The sequence below is a fragment of the Cellulosimicrobium sp. TH-20 genome, assembly GCF_002105775.1.
GTDB classification, from domain to species: Bacteria; Actinomycetota; Actinomycetes; order Actinomycetales; family Cellulomonadaceae; genus Cellulosimicrobium; species Cellulosimicrobium funkei.
Map to the genome: position 1 here is coordinate 1,372,021 of NZ_CP020857.1, position 25,593 is coordinate 1,397,613.

A 25,593-nucleotide genomic window follows, 5' to 3' on the forward strand; every position below is an offset into this window, starting at 1 on the left:
GCGCGTCGTCGTCGACGATCACCAGGCGGGTGCGCGCGGTGTCCGGGAGGGCCTGCCCGTCGTCGTGGTGGTCGCTCCCGCGCGGGGCGTCCCCGCGCCCACCCTGCTCCGTCACGCGTCCCACGGTAGCCGGACGTCGAGCACGAACCCCGCGTCCCGCGCCCCGGCGTCGAGGGTCCCGCCGAGCAGGTCGACGCGCTCCCGCAGCCCGACCAGCCCGGTGCCGGTGCCGCCCGCTCGGTCACCGACGCCGCCACCTTCCGGGCCGACACCGCCGCAGGCGCCGACGGGGACGCGACGCGGGCCGCCGTCGGACACCGTGACCCGGACCTCGCCCGCCCGGGCCACGACGCGGAGCGTCACCGGACCGCCCGGCGCGTGCCGCCGGGCGTTCGTCAGCCCCTCCTGCGCGACGCGGAAGGCCGCGACCGCGACCGTCGGCGGGACGTCGACGGGCCCCGTCCGCTCGTACGTCACGTCGCCGCCCGCGTCCCGCGCCTCGACGACGAGCCGCTCGACGTCGTCGAGCGTCGGCTGCGGCGACAGCGCGTCGACCCCGCCGGGCCCGGGCTCGGCGCGCAGCACCCGCACGACGTCGCGCAGGTCGTCGAGCGCGGAGCTCACCCCCGCACGCACCAGGCCCGCGGCGCGGGCGAGCCGCTCCGGGTCGGCGTCCGGCCGGTACTCGAGCGCGCCCGCCGTGGCGGCGAGGAGCGAGAGCCGGTGCGCGAGGGTGTCGTGCATCTCGCGCGCGATCCGGGTGCGCTCCGCGACGCGCGCCTCGGCCACACGGCGCTCCTGCTCGCGCTCGGCGCGCCGCGCGCGGTCCCGCAGCGACCACAGCAGCTGGTCGCGCGCCCGCGCGTACTGGCCCCAGCCGAGCAGGGCGGCGTGCACGGCGAGGTCGCACAGGAGCCACCAGCCGAGCGGCAGCGCCTGCGGCCGCCACAGCGCCTGCACGGCGTGACCCACGAACCCGGCGACCGCGACCGGGAGCGCGGTGCGCAGCGGGTACCAGCGCGCGACCTGCAGGGTCGCGACGGTCGAGGCCGGGGTCGCGGCGCCCGAGTACGCCGCGAGCGAGGCGAGGACCAGCGCGCCGACCACCGGGGCGTCGCGCGGGGTCCGCGACCACAGCAGGGGCAGCGCCGCGAGGGCGAGGACCGCGACGGCGACGTCGAGCCACGGGGCTGCGCCGGCGTCGTCCTGCGCGACGACCCCGGCGGTCGCGAGCGCCGTGAGCACCGCGACGGCGAGCCAGGCCAGCGCGACCACCCACCCGGGGACGAGCGGGCGCGTGCCGGCGCGGCGCGCGGCGGCCGTCGCGAGGACGGGGCGCCCGGCGAGGGGAGGGCAGTCGGTGGTGGTCATGCTCCGGACGCTAGGCGGCCGGTGCGCGCCCGACCACCGACCAAGGTCGGGGGTCGCCGTCCGGCAGGAGGGTCGAGGCCCGACGCCGGTCGGCCGGGCCGCCGCCCTCCGGCCGACGCGAGGCAGGCGCTCGGGCCGCGAGCGTGGGGACGTCGGCACCCGCCGGCCGCGGCCCAGGCCGCACGAGAGGCGGCCCCGCCGCGCGACGAAGGAGGAACGTCATGTCCACGACACGGAGCACGTCGAGCAGCGCCTCGGACGCCACCTCGCACGTCCCGGGCCACCCCCGCGCGTCCGTGCCGGACGGGCGGACGACGCGGCGCGGCCCGCGCTGGCTCGTCCCGCCCGCCGCGGCGGTCGTCGCCGCCGTCGTGCTGCTCGTCGGGACGGCGCTCGGCGTCGACCCCGCGGTGCGCACCGCGACCGGGACGCAGATGGTCGGCGTCATGGCGGCGGTCGTCGTGACGCTCGTCGTCGGGTACGCCGGGTGGGGCGTGCGCGCGCTGCTCGGCCGCCTGTCCTCGGGCGGCCGACGGCCCTGGCTCGTGACGTGCGGCGTCGTGCTGCTCGTCTCCCTGCTCGGCCCGCTCGGTGCGGTGACGCCCGGTGCGGTGGCCCTGCTCGTCGTCGAGCACCTGACGGTGGGCGCGACCCTGGCCCTGGGCCTGCGCCGCTGACCCCCGCCCCCACCTCGCCGCCCCGCCCGCCCCCCGCCCCGCCCCACCCGTCGAACACGGGGTCGGCGACCGTTATCCGCCGGATCTGGTCGCTGACCCCGTGTTCGACGGGGGATTGGGGGCGTGTTCGGCCGGGGACGATGAGATTCCGCTGCGGCTACGGTCTGTTTCTCGTCGATCCCTCCCGACCGGAAGGCCCACCATGACCGCGACGCTCGTGTCCACCCTGTTCCTCTCGCTCGACGGCGTCGCCGAGATCGACCCGGCGTGGCACTTCCCCTACTTCGACGACCACATGGCCGCGGCGGTGGACGAGGACTACCGGGACGTCGACGCGCTCCTCCTCGGGCGCGTCACGTACGACAGCTTCGCCGGCGCGTGGCCCGAGCGGGAGACCGCCGGGGAGGAGGACGCCGAGTTTGCCGCGCGCCTCGGGAACCTGCGCAAGATCGTCGCGACGCGCGGCGACCAGGACCTCGGGTGGCGGCACGTCGAGCGGGTCGACGGCGACCTCGTCGACGCGGTCCGCGCCCTCAAGGAGGAGCCGGGACTCGGCAAGGTGCTCGTCGCCGGGTCGATCTCGGTCGTGCGCCAGCTCCTCGCGGCGGGGCTGCTCGACGAGCTGCGCCTGCTCGTCCACCCCGTCGCGGCGCGCACGGGCGAGCGGCTGTTCGACGAGGGCGAGCCCGTCTACCCGCTGACGCTCCTGCGCTCGGAGACGTTCCCCACGGGCGTCGTGCGGCTCGTCTACGCCCCGGGCGAGATCCCCGGGGACGTCGGCTACGACGACGTCAAGGACAAGGTGCCGTCCGGCGACGCGTGACGCGCGACGGCGACCACCGCGACGTCGTCCTCGCGGCCCGGGTCGTCGAACGCCGCGACGACGCGCTCGCACAGGAGCGCCGGGCTCGCGCCGGCGCTCCGCCCGGCGACCTCGGCCAGCCGGTCCAGCGCGTCCACGAGCGACGCCCCGCGGCGCTCGACGAGACCGTCGGTCACGAGCACGAGGAGGTCGCCGGGGGCGAGCACGTCGTGGTGCGCGGGGCGGGACCGCGGGCTGGGTACGCCCAGCAGGCGCGAGCCCGCCTTGGCCCGGTCGACCGTGCCGTCGGCGCGCACGAGGAGCGCGGGCAGGTGGCCGGCGTCCGTCAGCTCGAGGGCACCGGTCCGGGGGTCGAGCACGCACACGCACACGGTCGCGAACTCGGGGTGGTCCTCGCGCAGCGCCGCGTTGAGCAGGTCCAGGGCGGACGCCGCGTCGTGGCCCTCGCGCAGGTAGGCGCGCAGCGTGACCCGCACCTCCGCCATCACGGTCGCCGCGCGCAGCGAGTGCCCCTGGACGTCGCCGATGACGACGGCCACGCGCCCGTCCGGCAGGTCGAACGCGTCGTAGAAGTCGCCGCCGACGTCCAGCCGGTCGTCCGACGCCTCGTAGCGCGCGACGACCTCGACGCCGCCGCTCACCTGCAGCCCCGACGGCAGGAGCGCGCGCTGGAGCGCGAGGGCGATCCGGTGCTCCTCGGTGAACGTGCGCAGGTTCGACAGCGCGACCGTCGCGGCCTCCGTGAAGCGCGCGGCGGCCTCCTGCTCCTCGTCGGACAGCGGCTCGTCGCCGACCTCGATGCCCAGGCCGCCGACGAGCGCCCCCGACGCGTCGACGAGCCAGTGCGTGAACCACGCCGACGGCCCGACGCCCGCCTCGTCGAAGAGCGGCCGCCAGGGGAGGGGGACCTCGTCCGGGCCGAACACGGCGGTCGACACCCCGGTCGGCGGGAGGACCGCCGTCGGGCCGCGACCGCGCACGAGCGCGGCGCCCTCCGCGACGCAGACGGAGCGCAGCACGACCCCGGCGTCCGCGACGACCATCGAGATCACGGCGCGACCGAGGACGGCGCACGCGCCCCGGGCGGCGTGGTCGGCGACGGCCTCGGGGGAGCGCGCCTCGTGCAGGGGGACGAGCGCGTCGGTGAGCGCCTCCAGGCGGCGGGCGGTGCGCCCGGCACCACGCTGGGCGTCGACGCGCCGGCACAGCGCGCTGATCGTCGCGAGGAACTCGTCGCGGTCGAGCGGCTCGGGCAGGTAGGCGTCCGCGCCGCCCTCCAGCCCGGCGGTGCGGGCGGCGGCGTCGACGTCGGTCGCGGAGACGTGCAGCACGGGGAGGTGCGCGGTCGCGGGGTCGCTCTTGAGGATCCGGCACACCTCGCGGCCCGAGAGATCCGGCAGGTTCACGTCGAGCACGACGGCGTCGACCGGGGTCGTGGCGTGCGCGAGCGCGTCACGGCCGGTCCCGGCCTCGACGACGCCGAACCCGGCCCGCCGCAGCCAGCTCGCCATGACGTACCGGTGCGCGGGCGTGTCGTCGACGACGAGCACGGTGCGGTCGGCGTTCATCGGCTCCGCACCTCGCGCCCGAGGGCCGCCACCAGGCGGTCGCGGTCGATCTCGGACTTGGCGAGGAACGGCACGTCGCCGATGCCGGGCGGCGGTGGCGCGCTCGACATGAGCACGGCGGCCGTGGCCGGGTGGACGTCGCGGATCCGCGACCGCAGCGCGAGGCCGTCCGTGCCGGGCAGGCACACGTCGAGGAGCGCGACGTCGGCCGGGCCGTCGTGCAGGAGGGCGAGCGCGTGCGTGGCGTCGTGCGCGACGCTGACGCGCGCCGCGGCGTCGCGGAGCATCGAGGCGACGACCGACGCGTAGGCCCGGTCGTCGTCGACGACGAGCACGTGCCCGAGCGGGGTGTCGCGGCCGGGGGCCTCCTCGGGCTCCGGGCGCGCGGCGGGGGCGTCCTCGGGCACCGCGGAGAGGGACGGGAGGCGCAGCGTGAACACGCTCCCGGCGCCCGGGCGCGACGTCGCGACGAGCGTGCCGCCCAGCGCCTCGGAGGTGCGGCGGGCGTACGGCAGGCCGAGGCCCGTGCCGCGGACGGTCGGCTGGAGGCGGTTGGGCACCTGGACGAACTCCTCGAACACGGCCTCGAGCTGGTCGGCCGGGATCCCGAGACCCGTGTCGCGCACGTCGAACCGCACGACGTCGCCGTCGGCCGCCGCCCGCAGCACGACCTCGCCCTCGTCCGTGAACTTCACCGCGTTCGTCAGCAGGTTGCGCAGCACGCGGGACAGCAGCCGGCGGTCGGTGACGAGCGTGAGGCCCGGCTCGGCCGCGACCCGCAGGGAGACGCCGGACCGCACGAGCGGCAGGGTCGTGCCGCGCAGCTCGTCGAGCAGCGCCCCGAGGTCGACGGGCGTGGGCTCGACGTCGTCGTGGCCCGCCTCGGCGCGCGCGAGGTCGAGCAGCTCGTCGACGAGCGTGAGCAGCGTCGTCGCGCTCTCGCGCAGGAACCCGACCTGCTGCGTCTGGTCGGCGTCGAGGTGGGAGTCCGACAGGAGCGAGGTGAGGCCGATGATCGAGTTCACGGGCGAGCGCAGCTCGTGGCTGACGTTCCGCAGGAAGCGGGTCTTCGCCTCGTTCGCGGCGGCGAGCTCGCGGCCGCGCTCGTCGAGCTCGGCGTACAGCGCGACGACGCCGGTGTTGGTCTCCTCGAGCTCCGCCGAGAGCTGGTCGTACATCGCGAGGACGCCGCGGTTCGTCTCCTCCAGCTCCTCGTTGAAGCGCCGGAGCTCGTCCTGCTGGCGCGTCAGCTCGTCGAGCGTCCGCACGAGCTCGGCGTTCTGCACGCGCACCTCGTCGCTCGCGTCGGCGACGTGCGCGGCTGCGGTGGAGCGGCGCACGCCCGCGAGCGTCGCCTCGTCCGTGCGCGCGGTCGCCGGCAGGGCCTTGGTGAGCAGCACGCGCGTACCGGTCGGGTCGACCTGCAGGCCGGGGACGAGCCGCCGGGCGGCGGGGACGCCGCCGTCGCTCGAGTCGCCCTCGACGAGGAACGGCGTCCCCGCCACGATCTCGGCGCGCAGCGTGGCCTGCGGCAGCCCGGGCAGGACGCCCACGACGACGTCGGCCGTGCCGGAACCGACCGCGGACCGCCCGATCTCGGACAGCGCCGTCGCGACGCGCACCTGGTCCTGCGTGTCGAGGCCGAGCAGGCGGCAGATCTCCCGCCCCGCCCGGCGCAGCGCGAGCACGTCGGAGTCCGAGCGCAGCTGGGTGATGAGGAGGGTGGTGCTCACGCGGCCTCCCGGGGGATCGGCAGCACCGCCACGCACGAGTCGTCGCGGCGCACGGCGTGGTCACGGAGCAGGACGCCCGCGACGACGAGGGGGGAGCGGACGGCGAGGCCCGGATAGTCGGCGAGCGACCACCGGGCCGTCAGCCCGTCGCTGTGCAGCACGACGACGTCGCCCGGCTCGACGGGGTACGTCGTCTCGCGCAGCGGCCGGCCGCGCGTCCCGGCGATGCCGGGGTGGCTCACGAGCCCGCGCGAGCGCGCCCCGTGGACGGTCCCGGCGATGTTGCCGAGGCCTGCGTGCCGCAGCACGCCGCCCGACGCCTGGACCACCGAGACGGCTGCGCCGCGCGTGCCGCCGAGGGCGCCGTGCACACGCTCCAGGAGCGCGACCGCGCTCCCGGGCGGCGCGTCGAGGAAGGCCCGCACGGCAGCGCCGGAGGCCACCGCGGCGAGCGGGCCGTGGCCGAGCCCGTCGGCGACGAGGAGGCTGGGCGCGCCGTCGTCGTGGCGCACCGCGAGGGCGTCGCCGCACACGTCCTGCCCGGTCATGGGGCGGGTCACGCCCGTGGGTGCTGCCAGGTCGGTGGCCGCGCCGTGCGCGACGAACGTCGCAGCGATGACCGTCCCCTGCCCGGGCGACGTCCATGCGTCCCACGCCGACGCGAGGCGGGGGAGGGTGCCGAGGCCGATGCCGAGCGTGCCGCGGCTCGAGACGCCGTCGCGCATCGCCGCGGTGATGTCCCGCATACCGGGCCCGGCGTCGACGGCGAGCACGTCGAGCGCGGCCTCGGCGCCGGTGCGCCGGACGCGGACGAGCACCGAGCCACCCCCGGCGTGGCGGCACTGGTTGGTCGCGAGCTCGGAGACGACGAGGCCGACCTCCGCCGCGCGCTCGTCGTCGAGCCCGAGGTTCCGCGCGGCGGTGCTCGCGCCGCGCCGCACGCTGCCGACCGCGGACGGGTGGTCCACGGTGTACCAGGTCCCGTCCTCGACGAGCGTGCGGCGGTCGTCCGGGCGGTCCGGCTCCGCCGAGGTCATCGGGACCAGGTCGCGATCTCGACGCGCGTGCCCACGCCCGGCGCGGTGTCGATCGCGAAGTGCTGGACGAGGCGTCGTGACCCCGAGAGCCCGAGCCCGAGCCCGCCGCCGCTGGTCCAGCCGTCGGTGAGCGCGAGGTCGAGGTCGGGGATGCCCGGCCCCTCGTCCGAGAAGACGGCGCGGACGCCCGTCCGCGCCCCCTCCGTGACGAGCTGCACCTCGGCCTCGCCACCGCCCCCGTACACGAGGGTGTTGCGCGCGAGCTCGCTCGCCGCCGTCACGAGCTTCGTCTGGTCGACGAGCGAGAGGCGTGCCTGCTGCGCGAGCGACCGCACGAGCTGGCGCACCTTGACGACGTCGGAGTCCGTGCGGACCGGCACGCGCTCCGCGGTCGTCGGCGGCGGGGTGGTCGTGCTCACCTCTCCTCGCGCTCGGCGGCGGCGAGGAGCACGTCCTCGGCGGACCGCTCCTCGGGGGCGAGGAGCGCGAGGCCGCGCTCGACGTCCAGCGCGGTGCGGACGTCGCCGAGCGACAGGCCGAGCTCGACCATGGTGATGGCGACGGCCGGGCGCATGCCCACGACCACCGTCGTCGCGTCGAGCACGTGCGAGATCCCGGCGACCGACGCGAGCATGCGGCCGATGAACGAGTCGACGATCTCCAGCCCGGAGATGTCGATGATCACGCCGCGCGCACCGGTGTCGGTGATCCGCTGGGCGAGGTCCTCCTGGAGCTGCAGCGCCGTGTCGTCCTGGAGGTCGATCTGGATCGAGACGAGGAGCGTCGAGCCGATCTTGAGGATGGGGACGCCGTCGGTCATGCGGGGAGCCCGGCCTGCCGGGTGTCGCGGCTCGCGCGCAGCGCGTCGACGAGGGCGTCGGCGAGGGTCGCGCGCGTGCGGATGTCGCCGAACTCGATGCCGAGCGCGACGATCGTCTGCGCGATCTGCGGGCGGATGCCGCTGATCGTGCACTCGGCGCCCATGAGGCGCGCCGCGACGACCGTCTTGAGCAGGTGCTGCGCGACCTGGGTGTCCACCGCGGGCACGCCCGTGATGTCGATGATCGCGTGCTCGCTGCCCGTGTCGACGAGCGTGTTGAGCAGCTTCTCCATGACGACCTGGGTGCGCGCGGAGTCGAGCGTCCCCACGAGCGGCACCGCGACGATGCCCTCCCAGAGCTTGACCACGGGTGTGGAGAGCTCGAGCAGCTGCTCGGCCTGCTCGGCGATGATCGCCTCGCGCGCGGCAGCGAACGTCTCGAACGTGAAGAGCCCGAGCTGGTCGACGAGGCGCAGCAGCGGGGTGACGTCCGTGTCGGCACCGGTCGCGGAGTCGAGCCGGTACAGGCCCTCCTTGAGGGCGAAGACGCCGATCGCGGTCTCGCGCGGCGTGAAGCCGAGGCGCGCGCGTGCGGACGACACGTCCGCGAGGATGCCCCGGAGCTGGTCGAACGCCGGCTCGGCGAGCGACACGCCGCCGGCGCGCAGGCCCTCGAGGAGCGCGTCGAGGATCTCGCCCTGCTCGCGCTCGAGCTCGCCCCGCGAGGTGCGGCCGTGGAGCTCGTTCGCTGCAGCCTCCAGCCACGCGCTGCGCACGGCGTCCGCGTGCTCGATCAGGGTCCGAGCGAGAGTCTCGGGGGTGGCGGCGTCGGCCATCGGGGTTCCTTCCACGGTGAGAGCGACGCCGAACGGGCTCGCGGCGGTCGCGCGCCCGCCAGTGTACGCAGGGCGCGGGCGCTCGCAGCGCGGCTGTGGACGCGCGGTCGCGCGCACAGCGCCGCGACCGCGCGACACGTCCCCGCCGTGAGGCGGAGGACACACCGCGGGACGCGGTCCGCGGAGGCGCTCGGCCCGTCCCCGTGCGCACGACCGCCCCCCGCGAGCCGCCCGAGCACGGTCGTCCCCGTGCCCGGGCGGGGCGCGGGCTAGCTGCGCAGGTCGAGGTAACGGTCGATGAGGGCCGCGGTGCTCGGGTCCTGCGCCGCGAGGGCGTCCTCGTCGCCCGCGACGGCCGGCGCGATCTCGAGCGCGAGCTTCTTGCCGAGCTCGACGCCCCACTGGTCGAAGCTGTCGATGCCCCACACGACGCCCTGCACGAACGTGATGTGCTCGTAGAGCGCGATGAGCTGGCCCAGGACCGACGGCGTGAGCGCGGGAGCGAGGATCGACGTCGTCGGGCGGTTGCCCGGGAACGTGCGGGCGCTCACGAGGTGCTCCGCGGTGCCCTCGGCCCGGACCTCGTCCGCCGTCTTGCCGAACGCGAGCGCCTTGGTCTGGGCGAAGAAGTTCGCGAGGAACAGGCCGTGCACGTCGGCGCCCGGCTGGACCGCGCCGCCGTCGCCCACCGCGTCGACGAGCGGGTGCGCGGGGTTCGCGACCGCGATGAAGTCGGCCGGGATGAGGCGGGTGCCCTGGTGGATGAGCTGGTAGAACGCGTGCTGGCCGTTCGTGCCCGGCTCGCCCCAGAAGATCTCGCCGGTCTCCGTCGTCACGGGGGAGCCGTCCCAGCGCACGCGCTTGCCGTTGGACTCCATGGTGAGCTGCTGGAGGTAGGCCGGGAAGCGGTGCAGGTACTGCGCGTACGGGAGCACGGCGTGCGTGTGCGCGTCGAGGAAGTTCACGTACCAGACGTTGAGCAGCCCCATGAGGACCGGGACGTTGCGCTCGAACGGCGTGCGGCGCACGTGCTCGTCGATCGCGTGGAAGCCCGCGAGCAGCTCGGCGAACCGGTCAGGGCCGATCGCGATCGCGAGCGACGTGCCGATCGCGGAGTCGACCGAGTAGCGCCCGCCGACCCAGTCCCAGAACCCGAACGCGTTCGCCGGGTCGATCCCGAACGCCGCGACCTTGTCGAGCGCGGTCGAGACCGCGACGAAGTGCTGCGCGACGGCGGCCTGCCGGGACTCGTCCGTGTCCTCGATCGCGCCGACCGCCGCGAGCTCCGTCCACAGCCAGTCGCGCGCGAGGCGCGCGTTGGTCAGCGTCTCGAGCGTGCCGAACGTCTTCGACGCGACGATGAACAGCGTGGTGCGCGGGTCGAGGCCCGCCGTCTTCTCCGCGACGTCCGTCGGGTCGATGTTCGAGACGAACCGGACCTCGATGTCCTGGTGCTTGTACGGCAGCAGCGCCTCGTACGCCATGACCGGTCCGAGGTCGGAGCCGCCGATGCCGATGTTCACGACCGTGCGGACGCGCTCGCCCGTGACGCCCGTCCACTCGCCCGAGCGGACCTTGTCCGCGAACGCGTAGACCTTCGCGAGCTCGGCGTGCACGTCCGCGTCGACGTCCTGCCCGTCGACGACGAGGTGCTCGTCGTCGCCCAGCGGGGTCGGCCGGCGCAGGGCGGTGTGCAGGACGGCGCGGTCCTCCGTGACGTTGATGTGCTCGCCCGTGAACATCGCCTCGAGGCGGTCGTCGAGGTGGACCTCCTCGGCGAGGCGCACGAGCAGCTCGAGCGTCTCGTCGGTGACCAGGTTCTTCGACAGGTCGACCGTGAGGTCGGCCGCCTGGTGCGTGAGGCGGCGCGCGCGGTCCGGGTCGGCCGCGAACCAGGTGCGCAGGTCCGGCTCCACGGTGTCGCGGTGCACGGTCAGCGCGGTCCAGGACGGCGTGGAGGTGGGGTCGATCGGGGGCGGCACGGGCTGCGAGGTCATGACCACCAAACTACTGACCGACGTCGGCCCTCGCCCACCCCGACCGTCCCGCGGTCCATGGTCCGGCGGCCTGACGAACGGCCGCCGCAGGTCCCTGGACCCCGGGCGTGCGTGGGCGGGTCGCGCGACGATGGGGGTCGTGCGCCGTCGGGCGCGCACCGGGCGGCGGTGCCGTCGCACGGCCCACGAGCGACGATCGGAGGAGGGACCATGGCGGAGGTCGTGCTGTTCCACCACGTGCAGGGACTGACGGAGGGCGTGCGGACGCTCGCGGAGACCCTGCGCGGCGCGGGGAACGTGGTGCACACGCCGGACCTCTTCGAGGGGCGCACGTTCGCGACCCTCGACGAGGGCATGGCCCACGTGCAGGAGCTCGGTTTCGGGACCGTGCTGGAGCGCGCCCGGGGGGCCGTGGACGGCTACGACCTCGGCGTCGTGTACGCCGGGGTCTCCCTCGGCGTCCTCCCGGCCCAGATGCTCGCCCAGACGCAGCCGGGCGCCAAGGGCGCGGTGCTCCTCGAGGCGTGCGTGCCCGTCTCCGAGTTCGGTGACGCCTGGCCCGACGCCGTGCCCGTCCAGGTGCACGGCATGGACGCGGACCCGTCGTTCGCGGGCGAGGGCGACCTCGACGCGGCGCGCGAGCTCGTGGAGTCCACGCCCGACGCCGAGCTGTTCGTCTACCCCGGCGACCGTCACCTCTTCACGGACCCGAGCCTGCCGTCGTACGAGCCGGAGGCCGCCGCGCTCGTCACCGAGCGGGTGATCCGCTTCCTCGACGGCATCCGCTGAGCGGTCGGGCCGCGGCGGCCCCCGGGGTCAGGGCGCGCTGCCGGGGTCCGGTGCGTCGAGGACGAGCTGCCACTCCGCCTCGACGCCCGTGGGCGCGAAGCCCAGCGCGACGTTGATCGCGAGCATGTGCCGGTTCTCCTCGGCGTTCCACGTGTGCACACGGCGCGACGACGGCCGGGCGCGCGCCAGCTCGTCGAGCACGGCGACCTTGACGAGCAGGCCCAGGCTGCGCCCGCGGTGCTCGCGCAGCACGAGCGTGTCCTCCTGGAACACGACCTCGGGCCGGTCGCGGGGGTACGCGACCATCGAGAACGCGGCGAGCGTGCCCGTCGCCGTGTCCTCCGCCGCGGCGACGACGTAGCCGCGGCCCCGGTCGCGGATCTCCCGGGAGAAGGTCCGGACGCGCTCCGCGTCCCACGGGTCCTCCGCGAGGTCGAGTCCCCCGCTCGGGGCGTCGGTGCTCATGCGCGTCTCGAGCACCGCGAGCTGCGCGAGCCACTCCTCGGGGACGTCGTCCGTCCACACGTGCACGCGGTACCCGGCCGCCCGCGCCGTCGCCGCTTCTCGCAGCGGGTCGAGCACGGCGGGCGGCACCGGGAGCGCGAGCACGGAGTGCCGCATCACCTGCTCGAGCGTGAAGCCGCGGTGCAGCGCGAAGGTCGTGGCGTCGTCGTGCGCCGGGACGCGTCCGCTGCCCGTGGGCGCCTCGATCGCACCCGGGCCGGGCGGCGGCTCCGGCGCGAAGGACGAGTCGGACTGGACCACGCGTCGCCCCTCCGCGCGCACGACGTCGAGCGCCGCCTCCCACAGCGCCGTGCCGACGCCGCGGCGCCGGCGCGCCGGGTCCACGCCGACGTAGACGAGCGCCGTGTGCGTGTTGCCCTGCTGCGGGAGCGCCACCATCGACCGGCCGACGACGTCCTCGGGCCGGGGCGTCGTGCCCCGCGGGGGGGGGCGTCGTCGAGCACCGCGACCCACCGCAGCACGCGGCGGTAGCCAGCGCTGGCGACGGTGGACGCGACCGTGGCGGCGTCGAGCGCGAGGTCGGTGTGGCCGTGGATCGCGCGGTCGATCGCGTCGCCCACGAGGACCGTGCCGTGGACGGCCCACGCGTCGGGCGCGTCGAGGCGGCCGGGGACGGGCTCGATGCGCACGCGCCCGTCGCGGGTCGTGGGGGTGGTCGGTCCTGCGCTCACTCGGCGCCCCCCGGCGTCGTCCGGCGCTGCCACGCGGCCCACACGCCCGCGGGGCGGAAGCCGAGGGCGACGTTGATCGCGAGCATGTGGTCGTTCTCCTGCGCGTTCCACGTGTGGACGCGTCGGGCGCCCGGGCGCTGTGCCGCGAGCGCGTCGAGGTTGGCGACCTTGACGAGCATCCCGAGGCGGCGCCCGCGGTGCTCGCGCAGCACGAGCGTGTCCTCCTGGATCGCGAAGTCCTCGCGGCCGCGCGGGTGGACGAGCACGGTGAACGCCGCGAGCGTGCCCGACGGCACGTGCTCGGCGGCGCACACGAGGAACGCGTCGTCGTTCTCCGCCTGCTGCTGCACCCACGTCCGCACGCGCCGCGCGTCCCACGGGTCCTCGCCGTAGTCGACGCCGCCCGTGGGCGCGTCTGTGCTCATGCGCGTGAAGAGGACCGCCACCTGGTCGGCCCAGGCCTCCGGGACCTCGTCGGTCCAGGTGTGCAGGCGGTAGTCGCTGCCCGCCGCGGCCCGGGCGTCCTCGCGGTGCGCGTCGAGGACCGCGGGCGCGACCGGGAGGTCGAGCACCGAGTGCCGCTCGACCTGCTCGAGCACGTACCCGTGCGCGCGCAGGAAGCGCGGTCCGGGTGCGTCCGCGGGGACCCGGCCCGCGCCCGTCGTGGCTTCGAGCGCGCCGGGCCCGGGCGGCGGCTCCTCGCCGTGGTTCGTGTCCGAGAAGAGCACGGTGCGCCCCGCGTCGAGGTTCAGCCGCTCGCCGAGCGCGAGCAGCGCGCCCCCGATGCCGCGGCCCCGCTCGGCGGGACGCACGACGGCGTAGGACTCGCCCAGGTGCTCGTTGCTCGTGACCGGGCGGGTCACGAAGAGGTGCGCGACGACGTCCGCCACCGCGGGCGGGACGCCCTGCTCGTGCCACGCGGACGCCGCGGCGGAGCGCACGACGACGAACCGGCGCTTCGTGGAGTACTCCTGGTGGGCCATGCCCGTGAAGATCTCGCGGGGCGGCAGCGCGAGGTCGTCGTAGCCGTGCACCTCGAGCTCGTGCTCGCGTCCGACGTCCGCGACGGCGAGGTAGGCCCACGCCTCGGGCGCGTCGAGCGACGCGGGGTGCGGGGCCTCGACGAGCGTGTACCCGCGCGGGAGGGAGACGTCCGGGACGGGAGGGGCGACGGCGCTCATGGGTCCAGCGTGTCCGGCGCACGGGCGGCGCGTCCACGGCAATACGCCCGGGACGCACGGACGGCCCGGTCCCCCTGAGGGGACCGGGCCGTCCGGGGAAGCGGGCCGCCGGTGCGGCCGACGCCGTCAGGCGCGCTTGCGGTTGGTGAACCAGGACCAGATGAACACCACGATGATGGAGCCGATGAGCGCGAAGCCCCACGTGCCGAGGTCGAAGAACTCCTCGTTGACGTCGGTGCCGAACACCGCCGAGGCGATGAACCCGCCGAGCAGGGCGCCCACGATGCCCAGCAGAAGGGTGACGATCCAGCCGCCCTTCTGCTTGCCCGGCACGATCGCGCGGGCGATGGCACCCATGATGAGGCCGATGAGGATCCAGCCGATGATGCCCATGTCACGCTCCGTTTCCCGTAGGGACAGATCCGGCCAAAAGGACTCTTGCCCCGAATGACCTGACACCACCGTGGCACGGGCGCCCGGTCCTCGCACGTCGACGGCGGTCTGCCGGGGCGGGCGGCCCCGCCGGCACCGCGCACTGCGCGGTCTCGTAGGCTCGGAGGGTGGTGACGACCGAGGCGACGAGCGCGCGCGTCGACAGCTGGCTGTGGGCCGTCCGCGTGTTCAAGAGCCGCTCGCAGGCGACCGCCGCCGTGAAGGCGGGGCACGTGCGCGTCAACGGCGAGCGCGCGAAGCCCGCGACGAGCGTGAAGGTGAAGGACCGCGTCGTCGTGCGGGGCGGTCCGGTCGAGCGGATCCTCGTCGTCGAGAAGGTGCTCGTGAAGCGGGTGTCCGCGACCCTCGCCGCGACGGCCGTCGACGACCAGAGCCCGCCCCCGCCGCCGCGCGAGCTCACCGTGCGCGTCGCCGTCCGCGACCGTGGTGCCGGGCGCCCCACGAAGCGCGAGCGCCGCGACCTCGACCGGCTGCGGGGCCGGGGCTGACCTCCCGCAGCCGCCGACCCGCGCGACCGCGCCCCGTGCGGCCCCGCACGCCCGACGCGCAGGACGGCCGACGGTCGCGTGCGAGCACGCGTCCGCCGGCCGTCGGCAGTGCTGTCGGGATCGCTCCCGGGATCAACAGGTCAGCAGGCTCCGAGGTCCTTCCAGACGCCCCACTGGCCGCTCTGCGACGGGTTCTCGCCCGTCGTCCACCACTTGGCCTGGTAGTTGCGGCCGGAGTAGGAGACGTTCGCCCCGCCGACGTAGGCGGCGCTCGCCGACCAGGCGGGAGCCGTGCACGTGCCGGGGTTGCCCGGGTTCCCGGGGTTGCCGGGGTTCCCGGGGTTGCCCGGGTCGGTCCCGCCGCTGCCGATCTTCAGGTCGACGCAGTTGTAGAACGCGTTGACCGTGTTCGACACGTTCCAGCGCGCGAGGATCGTGTGGTTGCCCTCGGGCAGGCCCGTCAGGGTGTGGGAGATGTTGCTGGGCGGCTGCGCGCCGTTCTGGTTGAACGTCTTGAACAGCACGCCGTCGACGAAGTACTCCCACGTGCTCGTGTTGTGCGCCGCGGTGAGCTTCCACTGGAACGTGACCGACGTGCCGGTCTGCGTGCGCGGCCAGGGCTTGCTCGAGTCGTCGAGGATGCTGAAGCCGCTGCCGCCCGAACACTGCATCGAGCCCTTGGGCGCCTCGACGGACTGGGGCTCGTACTTGATCGAGCCGCAGTCGAAGGACGTCGTGCCCTTCGCGCAGTGGTCCTGCCGGCTCGGCGGCGACGTGATCCAGCCGTGGGCGCTCGCGCTCGGCGCGACGGCCACGGGCGCGATGATCGCGACCGCGCCGACGACGGCTGCCAGGAGTACCGCTCTCAGTCTTCGCATGAGATGTCTCGCTCTCCATCCGGTGGTGCATGGGTCCTGCGGCGCGCTTCCTCGCGGGCCGCCTCTCGGATCGGGCACCTCGACGCTACGAAACGGGCGGAGAGCCGGACAATTGGGCAAAGCCCGTACGTGCTTCCGCGTACGCGCGCCGGGCGCGCCCTCGTCGCCGGGTCGGCGACGCACGACGGCGGGTGGTCTCGCCCGTGGGACGAGACCACCCGCCGTCGCGGGGTTCAGCAGGTCAGCAGGCGCCGATCAGCGTCCACGGCCCCCATGCCTCGGAGCCCGGGACGTTGTTCTGCGTCCACCACTTCGCCTCGTACACGTTGCCCGCGTAGGAGACCTTCGCGCCGCCCGTGTAGGTCGACGTCGCGGCCCACGCCGGGTCCGCGCAGGTGCCCGGCGTGCCGCCGCCGGGGGTGCCGCCCTCACCGGGCGTGCCACCGCCGGGGGTGCCCCCGCCGGGGTTGGTGCCGTCGGCCGTGACGGTCAGGTCGACGCAGTTGTAGAACGCGTTGACCGTGTTCGACACGTTCCAGCGCGCGAGGATCGTGTGGTTGCCGAGCGGCAGGCCCTTGAGGGTGTGCGAGATGTTCTTGGGGGGCTGGACGCCGCCGCCGTCGAACGTCGCGAAGAGCTGGCCGTCGACGAAGTACTCCCACACGCTCGTGGCGTGGTTCGCCGTGAGGTTCCACTGGAACGTCACGTCGCGGCCCGTGGTCGTGCGGGGCCAGGGCTTGCTCGCGTCGTCGAGGATCGCGTAGCCGCTGCCGCCGGAGCACTTCATCGAGCCCTTGGGGGCCTCGACGGACTGGGGCTCGTACTTGATGGAACCGCAGTCGAAGGACGTGGTGCCCTTCGCGCAGTTGTCCTGCCGGCTGGGGGGAGAGGTGATCCAGCCGTGCGCCGAGGCGCTGGGGGCGATCGCGATCGGGGCGATGATCGCGGTCGCGCCCACGACGGCGGCGAGGAGCGCCGCGCGGAGTCGCTTCATCGGGGGACTCGCTTCCTAGGTCGGGGAGGGCCGACGTCGTGCGGAGCCCGCACCGTCGACCGTGACGAGGGGGACCGTAAGCAGGTGGAGGACGAGGCTCCAACGCCTACGCAGGGCCGCTCCGGAGTACGGGATGTCCCGTACGCGACGACCTGCGGAGGGCGTCTTCGTGCGGCTGGACCGGGGTCCGCGACCCCCTCGCGACGTGCCTCGGGCATCCGTCCGGCGGGTGAAAAGTGTGGGGACTACGTAGGGCGCCGGGACGCCGGACGAGACGGCGGCCCGAGCTGGACGAGCGTCTGGGAACGAGGGCGTCGGACGGCCCGGTGCGCCCCTGCGCGGGAACGCGTCCGAGGCGCGTTCGGGTCCGCGGCCCGTCAGGCGGGCGCGTCCTCCTCGCGCAGCCGCGGCTCGGTGCGCAGCGCGGGCCGGAGGCCGGACTTGTCGGCGTAGAACGCGCGCACGACGTCCATGTCGGCGCGGACGTCACCGGTGAGGTCGATCGTCGGGCCGAGGCCCGTCGTCATCGTGGTGCGGTCCACGTAGCCGAGCGTGACCGGCAGGTGCGCCTCGCGCGCGATCCGGTAGAAGCCCGACTTCCAGTACGACCCGGCGCCGCGCGTGCCCTCGGGCGTGACGACGAGCGAGAAGACCTCGCCCGCCTGGAGGCGGCCGACGACGTCCGCCACGACCCGGCTCGGGTCGCGCCGGTCGACGGGGATGCCGCCCAGCGCGCGCATGACCGGGCCCGCGGGACCGGCGAACAGCGTGTGCTTGCCCAGCCAGCGCACGTGGATGCCGGTGCTCCAGGCGATCGCGAGCATGAGCACGAAGTCCCAGTTCGACGTGTGCGGGGCGCCGACGAGGAGCGTGGGCCGGCTCGTGTCGTACGGCTGCGAGCGCAGCCGCCACCGGCTGGTCGCCCAGAAGGCGCGGGCGAGGGCTCGGCGGATCACCACGTCACGGTACAGGGTGGGAGCGCGGGGCCGCCGTCGACAACCACAGGCAGCGCGGTTAGTCTCCGGCGGGTAGGGAACTTCCCGCCCTACCTGCTCGGCCCGGACATGTCTGCTCGACCACCCACTGCTCGACGGAGACCAGATGGACACCACTCCCGCCGGAACCCCCGCCCTCCTGCGCACCCTCAACGCGCGCGCCGTGCTCGACGTCCTCGGCACCGGCGCGCAGGTCGCCCGACCCGACGTCGTCGCGGCGACCGGCCTGTCGAAGACGACCGTCGCGCAGACCCTGCGCGCGCTCGAGGCGACGGGCGTCGTCACGGAGGCAGGGCTCGACCGGGACCGTCGCGGCCCGGCCGCGACGCTGTACCGGGTCGACCCGGACTACGCGTTCGGGCTGGGGATCGACGTCGCGCGCGACCGCGTGCGGGTCGCGCTCGTCGACGTCACGGGAGCGATCCGTGCCCGCGCCGAGCGGCGCGACGTCAGGCCGACCCCGACGGCGCGCGCCCGCGCCGCCGCCGAGCTGGCCCGCGCGTGCGTGACCGACGTCGAGGCCCGGCTGCCCGAGGGCGCGCGCGTCGAGGTGACGCGCGCCGTCGCGGCGGTGCCGTCGATCGTCAGCCCGGACCACGCGACGATCCGCCGGGTGCCGGGCTTCGAGAAGGGCGGCACGGACCTCCACGACGCGCTCGTCGACGCGCTCGGCTGCCCGGTGACGCTCGAGAACGACCTCAACCTCGCGGCGCTCGCGGAGCAGCGCGACGGCGTCGCGGCGGGGGTCCGGACCTTCGTCGTGCTGGGGCTCGGCGACGGCTTCGGGGCCGGACTCGTCCTCGACGGTCGCCTCCACCGAGGTGCGGCGGGCGGTGCGGGCGAGGTGTCCTTCCTCCCGCACCCGGGGCGGTCGCTCGGCTCGGAGACGCTCGGGGCGTCGTCGATCGCGGCCATCGCGAAGGAGAACGGCCTCCCGGACGACATCGCCGTCAAGGACCTCGTGGACCGCGCCGAGCACGGCGACGGCGCGTCGTGCGACGTGCTCGACGAGGTCGCGGAGCGCATCGGCGTCGTCGCGGCGGCGGTCGCGCTCGTCGTCGAGCCGGAGCTCTTCGTGCTCACCAACCACGCCGCACGCCCGCCGATCGCCGAGCGCGTGCAGCGCTTCCTCGGCGAGAAGCTGGCCGTGCTGCCCGTGCGGGTCGTCCCGTCCGAGCTCACGAGCGACGCCGTCGTCGTGGGTGCGGCCCGGTCCGCGAGCGACGCGCTGCGTGACGAGGTGTTCCGCGCCGCCGCGGCCCACTCCGCGCCGGGCGAGGGCGGCGACGCCGACGACGAGCGCGCGGAGGCCGCGTCGTGACCGAGCCGGGCGGCCCGCCGTCGGACCTGGTGTCCCGGCTGGGCCTCGCGGACGACGCGCGCGCCGTGATCCTCAACGCCGACGACTACGGCATGTGCCGGGCCGCGAACCGCGCGATCTCGGAGCTGCTCCTCGCCGGGCACCTCGACTCCGCGACCGTCATGGTGCCGTGCGGCTGGGCGCCGGACGCGCTCGCGTTCGCCGCGGCCCACCCCGTCGACGTCGGCGTCCACCTCGTGCTCACGAGCGAGTGGACGCGCTACCGGTGGCGGCCCCTCACGGGGACGGGGACGTCGCTCGTCGACGACGCGGGGTACTTCCCGCGCGACGTGCGCACCGTCGAGCAGCAGGCGCGCGCCGAGGACGTCGCGGTCGAGCTCGCGGCGCAGCTCGACGCGGCGCTCGCCGCGGGGGTCGACGTCTCGCACCTGGACAACCACATGGGCTCGGTCTACGGGCTCGAGACGGGGCGCTCGTTCCTGCCGCAGGTGTTCGAGCTCGCGGCCCGGCACGGGCTGCCGTTCCGCCTGCCGCGCACGACCGACGGGATGCTCCTGCCGCCCGGCGACTTCCAGCCGCTCCTCGACCAGGCGACCGCGGCGGCCGACGCGCTCGGCGTCGTGCTCGTCGACCGCCTGTGGACGCACCCGTTCGAGCTCGCGGGCGAGGGCACGGACGACGCGGAGGGCTACGAGGACGTCCGCGACGGCTTCCTCGACCTGCTGCGCCGCGTGCCGGCCGGCGTCACCGAGATCTACCTGCACCCCATGCTCGACGACGACGAGCTCGGCGACGTCGCCGACTACGCCGCGCCGAAGCGCGGGTTCGAGCACCGCCTCCTCGCCGACCCGGCCGTCGCGGCCGTGGTCGCCGAGGAGGGCCTCGTCCGCGTCGGCTGGCGCGACCTGCGCGCGGTCCAGCGGGGCGAGCGATGAGCGCGCCGTCCGGGACGCCATCGGGCACGGTGCCGAGCGGGGGGCTGCTCGCCCGCGTGCGCGACCGCCGCCTCGTCGGCGCGGCCACGCGCGCGCAGACCGTCGCCTACGGCGCGTCTGCGTTCCCCGCGAACCTGCTGCTCCAGACGTTCTCCGCGTTCGTCGTCTACTTCTACGTCGACCACCTCGGCGTGCCCGCCGGCTGGGTCGCGGGCGCCATGGTCGCGCACGGCGTCCTCAACGCGGTGCTCAACCCGCTCGTCGGCGCGGCCTCCGACCGGCGGCGCACCCGCTGGGGCCGTCGCGTGCCGTGGATCGGGCTCGGCGTCGTGCCGCTCGTCGTCGCGTTCGCGCTCGTGTGGATGCCGCCCGCGCTGAGCCCCACCGGGCTCGTGGTGTGGTTCCTCGTCGTCGTCGCCGTGTACGACGTCGCGTACGTCGTCGTCGTGCTCAACGTCTCGGCGCTGTTCCCCGAGATCTTCCGCACGACGGCGGAGCGCGCCCGCGGGAACGCGCCGCGCCAGATGTTCGGCCTCGTCGGCATGATCCTCGGCACCGCCGGCGCCCCGCTGTTGTACGGGACGCTCGGGTGGACGTGGATGGCGCTGCTCCTCGCCGTCGTGAGCCTCGGGTTCTTCGCGTGGTCCCTCGCCGGCATGGTCGAGCGCCCCGTCGACGTCGCGGCGGTGCGCGAGCGCGAGGCCGCCGTCGGGCTCGGCGCCCAGCTGCGCTACACGTTCGCGAACCGGGCGTTCGTCACCTACGTGCTCGGCTCGCTGCTGCTGCAGAGCACCACCGCGATCGTGCTCGCCGCCGTGCCGTTCTACGTGCGCTACGTGCTCGGCGGGGCGGAGGCCGACGCGACGTTCCTCCTCGCGCCGATCTTCGTCGCGGCCATCCCGGCGATCGTCGGATGGTCGTGGGTCGTGCGCCGCATCGGCCCGCGCTCCACGATGCTGTGGGTCGTCGCCGTGTACGGGCTCGCGACGTGCCTCTACCTCGTGCCGACCACCGTGCTCGGCGCCGCGCTCGCGGGCCTCGCCGTCGGCGTCGGCGTGGCCGGGCTCATGCAGGTGCTCGAGGTCGCGCTCGCGCAGGTCATCGACGACGACGAGCGCCGCACCGGCCTGCGCCGCGAGGGCATGTACTTCGGGGCGAACGGGTTCGTCGTGCGCGGGTCCGTGATCGTGCAGGCCGTCCTCGTCGCGGCCGTGCTCTCCGCGAGCGGGTATGTCGAGGGCGCGGGCGACGTCGTGCAGCCCGATGGCGTCGCGACGGGCGTGCGCCTCCTGCTCGGCGGCGTCCCCGTCCTCATCGCCGCCCTGGCCTTCGTGTGCTTCTGGCTCTACCCGCTGCGCGGCCGTGACCCCGAGGGCACCGACGCCGCCCTCGCCGACGCCGACGCGTCACCGACCGCCGCGGACCCCCTCCCGAGGTAGCCCCCCGCCCCGCGAGGTAGAGCCGGAGTCGCGCGAGGTAGAGGCCCGGTTGCGCGAGGTAGAGCCGTGGTCGCGCGCGAGGCGCACACGGCTCTACCTCGGCTGACCCTGGCTCTACCTCGGCGGACCCTGCCTCTACCTGGGCGGGGTGGTGGTGCCGCGGAGGGTGTGCTCGGCGACGGCGCACGGGTCGGTGCTGGCGTCGATGTCCCGGAGGTCGCACGCGACGCGGCGCATGAGGGTGCGGAAGGTGCCGCGCTCGTCGGGCGAGAGCATGTCGAGGAGCTCCTCCTCGGCGTCGTGCACGGCGGCGGCCCACCCGGCGAGACGACGGCGGCCCTCGGGCGTCGCGACGACGCGGCGCGCGCGCCGGTCGGCCGGGTTCTGCTGCCGCTCGACGAGGCCGGACGCGACGAGGTCGTCGACGAGGTACGTCATGACGGTGCGGTCGATGCCGTGGTGCTCGGCGAGCGCGAGCTGCGTGGGGTGGTCGCCCTGCGCGACGGTCACGAGGACCTGGTAGCCGCGCGTGCCGTGCGGGACGTCGTCGAGCGCCTGCTCGACGGTCGCGCGGTAGGCGCGCAGCAGGACGCCGAGGTGCCAGCCGAGGTCCTCGAGGCGGCCGGGGAGCTCGGCCGGGCCGGTGGGTGCGGCGGTCGTCGCGCTCGTGCTCATCCGCTCAGGGTACCGCGGGAATGCGGTTGCACCACCTATCTGTTCTCGATATGTTCTGTCTAACAACGTATCTTGAGATCGCGAGGAGCTATGCCCGACTACGGCCACGACCTGCGCTTCGGGTCCTTCGTCACGCCTACCGCCGCGGCGCCCCAGCAGGCGGTCGCGCTCGCGCAGCTGTCCGAGGAGGTCGGCCTGGACCTCGTGACCTTCCAGGACCACCCGTACCAGGCGGCGTTCCTCGACACCTGGACCCTGCTGTCGTGGGTCGCGGCGCGCACCGAGCGCATCCGCCTCGCGGGCAACGTGCTCAACCTGCCGCTGCGCCCGCCGGCCGTGCTGGCGCGCGCCGTCGCGAGCCTCGACCGGCTCTCGGGCGGGCGCGTCGAGCTCGGCCTCGGCGCGGGCGGGTTCTGGGACCCGATCGTCGCGATGGGCGGCGAGCGCCTCACGGCGGGGCAGTCCGTCGACGCGCTCTCCGAGGGCATCGACGTCATCCGCGGGCTGTGGGACACGACGACGCGCGAACGCCTGGAGGTGGGCGGCACGTACCACCACGTCGACGGCGCCAAGCGAGGCCCCGCCCCCGCGCACGACGTCGAGATCTGGGTCGGGGCGCTCAAGCCCCGCATGCTGCGCCTCGTCGGCGCGCAGGCCGACGGCTGGCTCCCGTCGCTCGCGTACCTGCAGAGCTTCGAGGCGCTCGCGCAGGGCAACGCGACGATCGACGCCGCCGCCCAGGAGGCGGGCCGCGACCCGCGCGCGGTGCGTCGCCTGCTCAACGTCGGCGGCCGGTTCACCGCCGACGGCGGCGCCGGGTTCCTCCAGGGGTCGCCCCGGCAGTGGGCCGAGCAGGTCGCCGAGGTGACGCTCGAGCACGGCGTGTCCACGTGGATCGTCGGCGGGGACGACCCGACGACGCTCGCCGTCGTGGGGCAGGAGGTCGCGCCCGCCGCGCGCGAGCTCGTCGCGGCGGCGCGCGGCACGACCGACGGCCCGGCACCGGTCGCACCGTCCGACGGCGGGGCCCGCGCATGACCGACTACGGCCACCCGCTCCGGTTCGGCACGTTCGTCACGCCGTCGGCGCAGGACCCGGAGGCGACGGTCGGGCTCGCGCGCGTCGCGGAGGACGCCGGCTACGACCTCGTGACGTTCCAGGACCACCCGTACCAGCCGCGCTTCCTCGACACGTGGACGCTGCTGTCGTACGTCGCGTCCGCGACGGAGCGCATCCACGTCGCGCCCGACGTGGTCAACGTCCCGATGCGCCCGCCCGCCGTCCTGGCGCGCGCGGCGGCGAGCCTCGACCTGCTCTCCGACGGGCGCGTCGAGCTCGCCCTCGGGGCGGGGGCCTTCTGGGACGCGATGGCGGCGATGGGCACGCGTCGGCTCGCGCCGGGGGAGTCCGTCGACGCGCTCGCCGAGGCGATCGAGGTGATCCGTGCGATCTGGGGCGAGGACGGCGACGGCGAGCTGTTCGTGCCCGGCCGCCACCACCGGCTCGACGGCGCGACGCCCGGCCCGGGCACCACGCGCCGCATCCCGCTGTGGCTGGGCGCGCTCGGCCCGCGGATGCTGCGCCTCGTGGGGGAGAAGGCGGACGGCTGGCTCCCGTCGCTGGGTCGCGTCGGCCTGGACGGGCTGCGCGCGGGCAACGCGCGCATCGACGAGGCGGCGGCCGCCGTCGGGCGCGACCCGCGCGAGGTGACGCGGCTGCTCAACGTGTCGGGCACGTTCGAGGCGGACGCCGGAGCGTCCGGCCTCGGGGGCGCCCCCGACCTCTCCGGGCCGCCCGAGGCCTGGGTCGAGCGGCTCCTGCCGCTCGTCCTCGACGAGGGCGTCTCCACGCTGATCCTCGCGACCGACGACGAGCGCAGCACCCGCCGGTTCGCGGACGAGGTCGCGCCCGCCCTGCGCGACGCCGTCGACGCCGCGCGCGCGGAGCGGGGCACCGACACGTCGCGCGTCGTGCCGCTCGCCGTGCGGGCCGCGCGTCGCGACGGCATCGCCTACGACGACGTCCCCGCCTCGCTCGCAGAGCGCGCCGTCGAGCCGGGCGACGCCGCGTACGCGGGCGTGCGCTCGAACTACCTGCGCGGCGGCTCGCCGGGCCTCGTGCTGCGCCCGCGCGACACCGCGGAGGTCGTCGAGGCGCTCGCCTTCGCGCGCGCCCAGCCGGTGACGCGCCGGGTGCCGCTGTCCGTCCGCTCGGGCGGGCACGGGATCAGCGGGCGCTCGACGAACGACGGCGGCATCGTCCTCGACCTCGCCGCGCTCGACCAGGTGGAGGTGCTCGACGACGCCGCGCGCCTCGTGCGCGTCGGCCCCGGCGCGCGGTGGGGCGGCGTCGCGGCGGCGCTCGCCCCGCGCGGCTGGGCGATCACGTCGGGCGACTCCGGCGGCGTCGGGGTGGGCGGTCTCGCGACCGCGGGCGGCATCGGCTTCCTCGGCCGGGCGCACGGCCTGACGATCGACCACGTGCGCGCGGTCGAGGTCGTCCTCGCGGACGGCTCGGTCGTGCGCGCGAGCGACGACGAGAACACGGACCTGTTCTGGGCCGTGCGCGGCGCCGGGGCGCAGGTCGGGATCGTCACGTCGTTCGAGCTCGTCGCGGACGAGGTGTCCGCGGTGGGGTTCGCCCAGATGGTGCACGACGCGTCGGACCTCGCCGGGTTCCTCGAGCGCTGGGGCGCCACGGTGGAGGCCTCGCCGCGGGACACGACGAGCTTCCTGATCGTGGGGCGGCCGCGGCCCGGGCAGCCCCTCGTCGCGCAGTCCATGACGATGGTCGACTCCGACGACCCGGACACCGTCCTCGCGCGGCTCCAGCCGTTCGCGGCGATCTCCCCGCTGCTCGCCCGAGCGACGGCGCAGATCGTGCCGTACGACGCCGTCGTCTCGGCGCCCCCGCCCGGCCCGCACGGGGGGCAGGGCGAGCCCGTGTCGCGGTCCGGGTTGCTGGAGCACCTCACGCCGGAGGCGTCGGCGCGTCTCGCGGGCCTCGTCGCGAGCGGGGACACGTACTTCTTCCAGATCCGCTCGACGGGCGGTGCGGCGTCGGACGTCCCCGCCGACGCCACGGCGTACGCGCACCGGTCCGCGAACTTCTCGGTCGTCGCGATGGGGGCGAGCCGGTCTCGTCTCGACGCGCGGTGGGACGCGCTCGCCGACGTGTTCGACGGTATGTACCTCAGCTTCGACACGGACCTGCGCACCGAGCGCGTGACGGACGCCTTCCCGCCCGCGACCCTGGAGCGGCTGCGGGAGGTCAAGCGCCGCGTGGACCCGACGAACGTCTTCCGCGACAACCTGCCCGTCCTCGGGCCGCACCCGACGGACGAGCCCGAGCCCGCCGTCGTCCCGCCGAGGTAGAGCCCGGGTCCGC

The 25,593-nt window shown here is 75.4% G+C and carries 24 protein-coding genes; 9 read left to right on the forward strand and 15 right to left on the reverse strand.

Annotated features, from left to right (window positions below; translation table 11 throughout):
• Window positions 1-111 precede the first annotated feature (111 nt).
• Window positions 112-1,371: a sensor histidine kinase gene (locus B8281_RS06115; RefSeq protein WP_085387246.1), complete on the reverse strand. Its 1,260-nt coding sequence runs from the start codon at window positions 1,369-1,371 to the stop codon at window positions 112-114.
• Between the two features lie 221 nt (window positions 1,372-1,592).
• On the opposite strand from B8281_RS06115, the gene B8281_RS06120 reads away from it, so the two are divergent.
• Window positions 1,593-2,048, forward strand: a complete 456-nt coding sequence (locus B8281_RS06120; protein WP_232322696.1) for a DUF6069 family protein — start codon at window positions 1,593-1,595, stop codon at window positions 2,046-2,048.
• 202 nt (window positions 2,049-2,250) lie between these two features.
• Window positions 2,251-2,871: a dihydrofolate reductase family protein gene (locus B8281_RS06125; RefSeq protein ID WP_009863654.1), complete on the forward strand. Its 621-nt coding sequence runs from the start codon at window positions 2,251-2,253 to the stop codon at window positions 2,869-2,871.
• On the opposite strand, the gene B8281_RS06130 is transcribed toward B8281_RS06125, so the two are convergent.
• From B8281_RS06130 to pgi, 7 genes are all read right to left on the reverse strand, one after another.
• Window positions 2,829-4,439: a fused response regulator/phosphatase gene (locus B8281_RS06130; RefSeq protein ID WP_051027903.1), complete on the reverse strand. Its 1,611-nt coding sequence runs from the start codon at window positions 4,437-4,439 to the stop codon at window positions 2,829-2,831. The two genes, B8281_RS06125 and B8281_RS06130, sit on opposite strands and share 43 nt — an antisense overlap.
• Window positions 4,436-6,172, reverse strand: coding sequence for an ATP-binding protein (locus tag B8281_RS06135; RefSeq protein WP_043653465.1), 1,737 nt, complete (start codon window positions 6,170-6,172; stop codon window positions 4,436-4,438). The genes B8281_RS06130 and B8281_RS06135 overlap by 4 nt, the downstream gene beginning before the upstream one ends.
• Window positions 6,169-7,209 carry an ATP-binding SpoIIE family protein phosphatase gene (locus B8281_RS06140; RefSeq protein WP_085387247.1) on the reverse strand — a complete coding sequence of 347 codons (1,041 nt, stop codon included), beginning with the start codon at window positions 7,207-7,209 and terminating at the stop codon, window positions 6,169-6,171. Before B8281_RS06140 ends, B8281_RS06135 begins: the two co-directional genes overlap by 4 nt.
• Window positions 7,206-7,628: an anti-sigma regulatory factor gene (locus B8281_RS06145; RefSeq protein ID WP_034651654.1), complete on the reverse strand. Its 423-nt coding sequence runs from the start codon at window positions 7,626-7,628 to the stop codon at window positions 7,206-7,208. Before B8281_RS06145 ends, B8281_RS06140 begins: the two co-directional genes overlap by 4 nt.
• Window positions 7,625-8,029, reverse strand: a complete 405-nt coding sequence (locus B8281_RS06150) for an STAS domain-containing protein (RefSeq protein WP_021483159.1) — start codon at window positions 8,027-8,029, stop codon at window positions 7,625-7,627. The genes B8281_RS06145 and B8281_RS06150 overlap by 4 nt, the downstream gene beginning before the upstream one ends.
• Complete coding sequence (locus tag B8281_RS06155) at window positions 8,026-8,865, reverse strand: STAS domain-containing protein (protein ID WP_043653447.1); 840 nt, start codon at window positions 8,863-8,865, stop codon at window positions 8,026-8,028. Before B8281_RS06155 ends, B8281_RS06150 begins: the two co-directional genes overlap by 4 nt.
• A 269-nt stretch (window positions 8,866-9,134) precedes the next feature.
• Window positions 9,135-10,862, reverse strand: a complete 1,728-nt coding sequence (gene pgi / locus B8281_RS06160; protein WP_043653468.1) for a glucose-6-phosphate isomerase — start codon at window positions 10,860-10,862, stop codon at window positions 9,135-9,137.
• A 210-nt stretch (window positions 10,863-11,072) separates the two neighbouring features.
• Here pgi and B8281_RS06165 point away from each other — a divergent pair, with 210 nt between their 5' ends.
• Window positions 11,073-11,651: a dienelactone hydrolase family protein gene (locus B8281_RS06165; RefSeq protein WP_021483513.1), complete on the forward strand. Its 579-nt coding sequence runs from the start codon at window positions 11,073-11,075 to the stop codon at window positions 11,649-11,651.
• 27 nt (window positions 11,652-11,678) lie between these two features.
• Here the strand turns inward: B8281_RS06165 and B8281_RS06170 are convergent, their stop codons facing one another.
• The 3 genes from B8281_RS06170 to B8281_RS06180 form a co-directional block, all read right to left on the reverse strand.
• Entirely contained in the window at window positions 11,679-12,554 is an 876-nt protein-coding gene (locus B8281_RS06170) for a GNAT family N-acetyltransferase (RefSeq protein WP_085387248.1), read from the reverse strand.
• A 289-nt stretch (window positions 12,555-12,843) separates the two neighbouring features.
• A complete protein-coding gene (locus B8281_RS06175) occupies window positions 12,844-14,028 on the reverse strand; it encodes a GNAT family N-acetyltransferase (RefSeq protein ID WP_085387249.1) in 1,185 nt (394 codons plus the stop codon).
• A 126-nt stretch (window positions 14,029-14,154) separates the two neighbouring features.
• A complete protein-coding gene (locus tag B8281_RS06180) occupies window positions 14,155-14,421 on the reverse strand; it encodes a GlsB/YeaQ/YmgE family stress response membrane protein (protein ID WP_009865881.1) in 267 nt (88 codons plus the stop codon).
• A gap of 170 nt (window positions 14,422-14,591) precedes the next feature.
• Here B8281_RS06180 and B8281_RS06185 point away from each other — a divergent pair, with 170 nt between their 5' ends.
• Window positions 14,592-14,969 carry an RNA-binding S4 domain-containing protein gene (locus B8281_RS06185; protein ID WP_034651673.1) on the forward strand — a complete coding sequence of 126 codons (378 nt, stop codon included), beginning with the start codon at window positions 14,592-14,594 and terminating at the stop codon, window positions 14,967-14,969.
• A gap of 140 nt (window positions 14,970-15,109) precedes the next feature.
• Here B8281_RS06185 and B8281_RS06190 read toward each other — a convergent pair whose 3' ends face one another.
• The 3 genes from B8281_RS06190 to B8281_RS06200 form a co-directional block, all read right to left on the reverse strand.
• Window positions 15,110-15,847, reverse strand: coding sequence for a lytic polysaccharide monooxygenase (locus B8281_RS06190; RefSeq protein WP_021483737.1), 738 nt, complete (start codon window positions 15,845-15,847; stop codon window positions 15,110-15,112).
• A gap of 241 nt (window positions 15,848-16,088) precedes the next feature.
• The gene (locus B8281_RS06195; protein WP_085387250.1) at window positions 16,089-16,841 is read right to left on the reverse strand and encodes a lytic polysaccharide monooxygenase; all 753 of its coding nucleotides are present in this window, start codon (window positions 16,839-16,841) and stop codon (window positions 16,089-16,091) included.
• 377 nt (window positions 16,842-17,218) lie between these two features.
• Window positions 17,219-17,800 carry a 1-acyl-sn-glycerol-3-phosphate acyltransferase gene (locus B8281_RS06200; protein WP_082774840.1) on the reverse strand — a complete coding sequence of 194 codons (582 nt, stop codon included), beginning with the start codon at window positions 17,798-17,800 and terminating at the stop codon, window positions 17,219-17,221.
• Between the two features lie 142 nt (window positions 17,801-17,942).
• Here B8281_RS06200 and B8281_RS06205 point away from each other — a divergent pair, with 142 nt between their 5' ends.
• The 3 genes from B8281_RS06205 to B8281_RS06215 are packed head-to-tail and all read left to right on the forward strand — an operon-like array spanning window position 17,943 to window position 21,531.
• Complete coding sequence (locus B8281_RS06205; RefSeq protein ID WP_085387251.1) at window positions 17,943-19,157, forward strand: ROK family transcriptional regulator; 1,215 nt, start codon at window positions 17,943-17,945, stop codon at window positions 19,155-19,157.
• Complete coding sequence (locus B8281_RS06210; protein ID WP_232322697.1) at window positions 19,154-20,092, forward strand: polysaccharide deacetylase family protein; 939 nt, start codon at window positions 19,154-19,156, stop codon at window positions 20,090-20,092. The genes B8281_RS06205 and B8281_RS06210 overlap by 4 nt, the downstream gene beginning before the upstream one ends.
• Window positions 20,089-21,531, forward strand: a complete 1,443-nt coding sequence (locus B8281_RS06215; protein WP_085387252.1) for an MFS transporter — start codon at window positions 20,089-20,091, stop codon at window positions 21,529-21,531. Before B8281_RS06210 ends, B8281_RS06215 begins: the two co-directional genes overlap by 4 nt.
• A 135-nt stretch (window positions 21,532-21,666) precedes the next feature.
• Here B8281_RS06215 and B8281_RS06220 read toward each other — a convergent pair whose 3' ends face one another.
• Window positions 21,667-22,206: a MarR family winged helix-turn-helix transcriptional regulator gene (locus B8281_RS06220; RefSeq protein WP_081895781.1), complete on the reverse strand. Its 540-nt coding sequence runs from the start codon at window positions 22,204-22,206 to the stop codon at window positions 21,667-21,669.
• Between the two features lie 90 nt (window positions 22,207-22,296).
• Between B8281_RS06220 and B8281_RS06225 the strand changes: the two genes are divergently transcribed.
• Both B8281_RS06225 and B8281_RS06230 read left to right on the forward strand, forming a co-directional pair.
• On the forward strand, window positions 22,297-23,244 hold the full coding sequence (locus tag B8281_RS06225; RefSeq protein ID WP_085387253.1) for an LLM class flavin-dependent oxidoreductase: 948 nt from the start codon (window positions 22,297-22,299) through the stop codon (window positions 23,242-23,244).
• Complete coding sequence (locus B8281_RS06230) at window positions 23,241-25,580, forward strand: LLM class flavin-dependent oxidoreductase (protein WP_085387254.1); 2,340 nt, start codon at window positions 23,241-23,243, stop codon at window positions 25,578-25,580. Before B8281_RS06225 ends, B8281_RS06230 begins: the two co-directional genes overlap by 4 nt.
• Window positions 25,581-25,593: the final 13 nt, after the last annotated feature.

Coding starts and splice junctions, on each gene's coding strand:
- B8281_RS06180 (WP_009865881.1), bottom strand. CDS start 14,421: ATGGGCATCATCGGCTGGATCCTCATCGGCCTCATCATGGGTGCCATC.
- B8281_RS06195 (WP_085387250.1), bottom strand. CDS start 16,841: ATGAAGCGACTCCGCGCGGCGCTCCTCGCCGCCGTCGTGGGCGCGACC.
- B8281_RS06205 (WP_085387251.1), top strand. CDS start 17,943: ATGGACACCACTCCCGCCGGAACCCCCGCCCTCCTGCGCACCCTCAAC.
- B8281_RS06190 (WP_021483737.1), bottom strand. CDS start 15,847: ATGCGAAGACTGAGAGCGGTACTCCTGGCAGCCGTCGTCGGCGCGGTC.
- B8281_RS06215 (WP_085387252.1), top strand. CDS start 20,089: ATGAGCGCGCCGTCCGGGACGCCATCGGGCACGGTGCCGAGCGGGGGG.
- B8281_RS06115 (WP_085387246.1), bottom strand. CDS start 1,371: ATGACCACCACCGACTGCCCTCCCCTCGCCGGGCGCCCCGTCCTCGCG.
- B8281_RS06165 (WP_021483513.1), top strand. CDS start 11,073: ATGGCGGAGGTCGTGCTGTTCCACCACGTGCAGGGACTGACGGAGGGC.
- B8281_RS06155 (WP_043653447.1), bottom strand. CDS start 8,865: ATGGCCGACGCCGCCACCCCCGAGACTCTCGCTCGGACCCTGATCGAG.
- B8281_RS06220 (WP_081895781.1), bottom strand. CDS start 22,206: ATGAGCACGAGCGCGACGACCGCCGCACCCACCGGCCCGGCCGAGCTC.
- pgi (WP_043653468.1), bottom strand. CDS start 10,862: ATGACCTCGCAGCCCGTGCCGCCCCCGATCGACCCCACCTCCACGCCG.
- B8281_RS06125 (WP_009863654.1), top strand. CDS start 2,251: ATGACCGCGACGCTCGTGTCCACCCTGTTCCTCTCGCTCGACGGCGTC.
- B8281_RS06130 (WP_051027903.1), bottom strand. CDS start 4,439: ATGAACGCCGACCGCACCGTGCTCGTCGTCGACGACACGCCCGCGCAC.
- B8281_RS06230 (WP_085387254.1), top strand. CDS start 23,241: ATGACCGACTACGGCCACCCGCTCCGGTTCGGCACGTTCGTCACGCCG.
- B8281_RS06170 (WP_085387248.1), bottom strand. CDS start 12,554: ATGGTGGCGCTCCCGCAGCAGGGCAACACGCACACGGCGCTCGTCTAC.
- B8281_RS06150 (WP_021483159.1), bottom strand. CDS start 8,029: ATGACCGACGGCGTCCCCATCCTCAAGATCGGCTCGACGCTCCTCGTC.
- B8281_RS06175 (WP_085387249.1), bottom strand. CDS start 14,028: ATGAGCGCCGTCGCCCCTCCCGTCCCGGACGTCTCCCTCCCGCGCGGG.
- B8281_RS06225 (WP_085387253.1), top strand. CDS start 22,297: ATGCCCGACTACGGCCACGACCTGCGCTTCGGGTCCTTCGTCACGCCT.
- B8281_RS06140 (WP_085387247.1), bottom strand. CDS start 7,209: ATGACCTCGGCGGAGCCGGACCGCCCGGACGACCGCCGCACGCTCGTC.
- B8281_RS06120 (WP_232322696.1), top strand. CDS start 1,593: ATGTCCACGACACGGAGCACGTCGAGCAGCGCCTCGGACGCCACCTCG.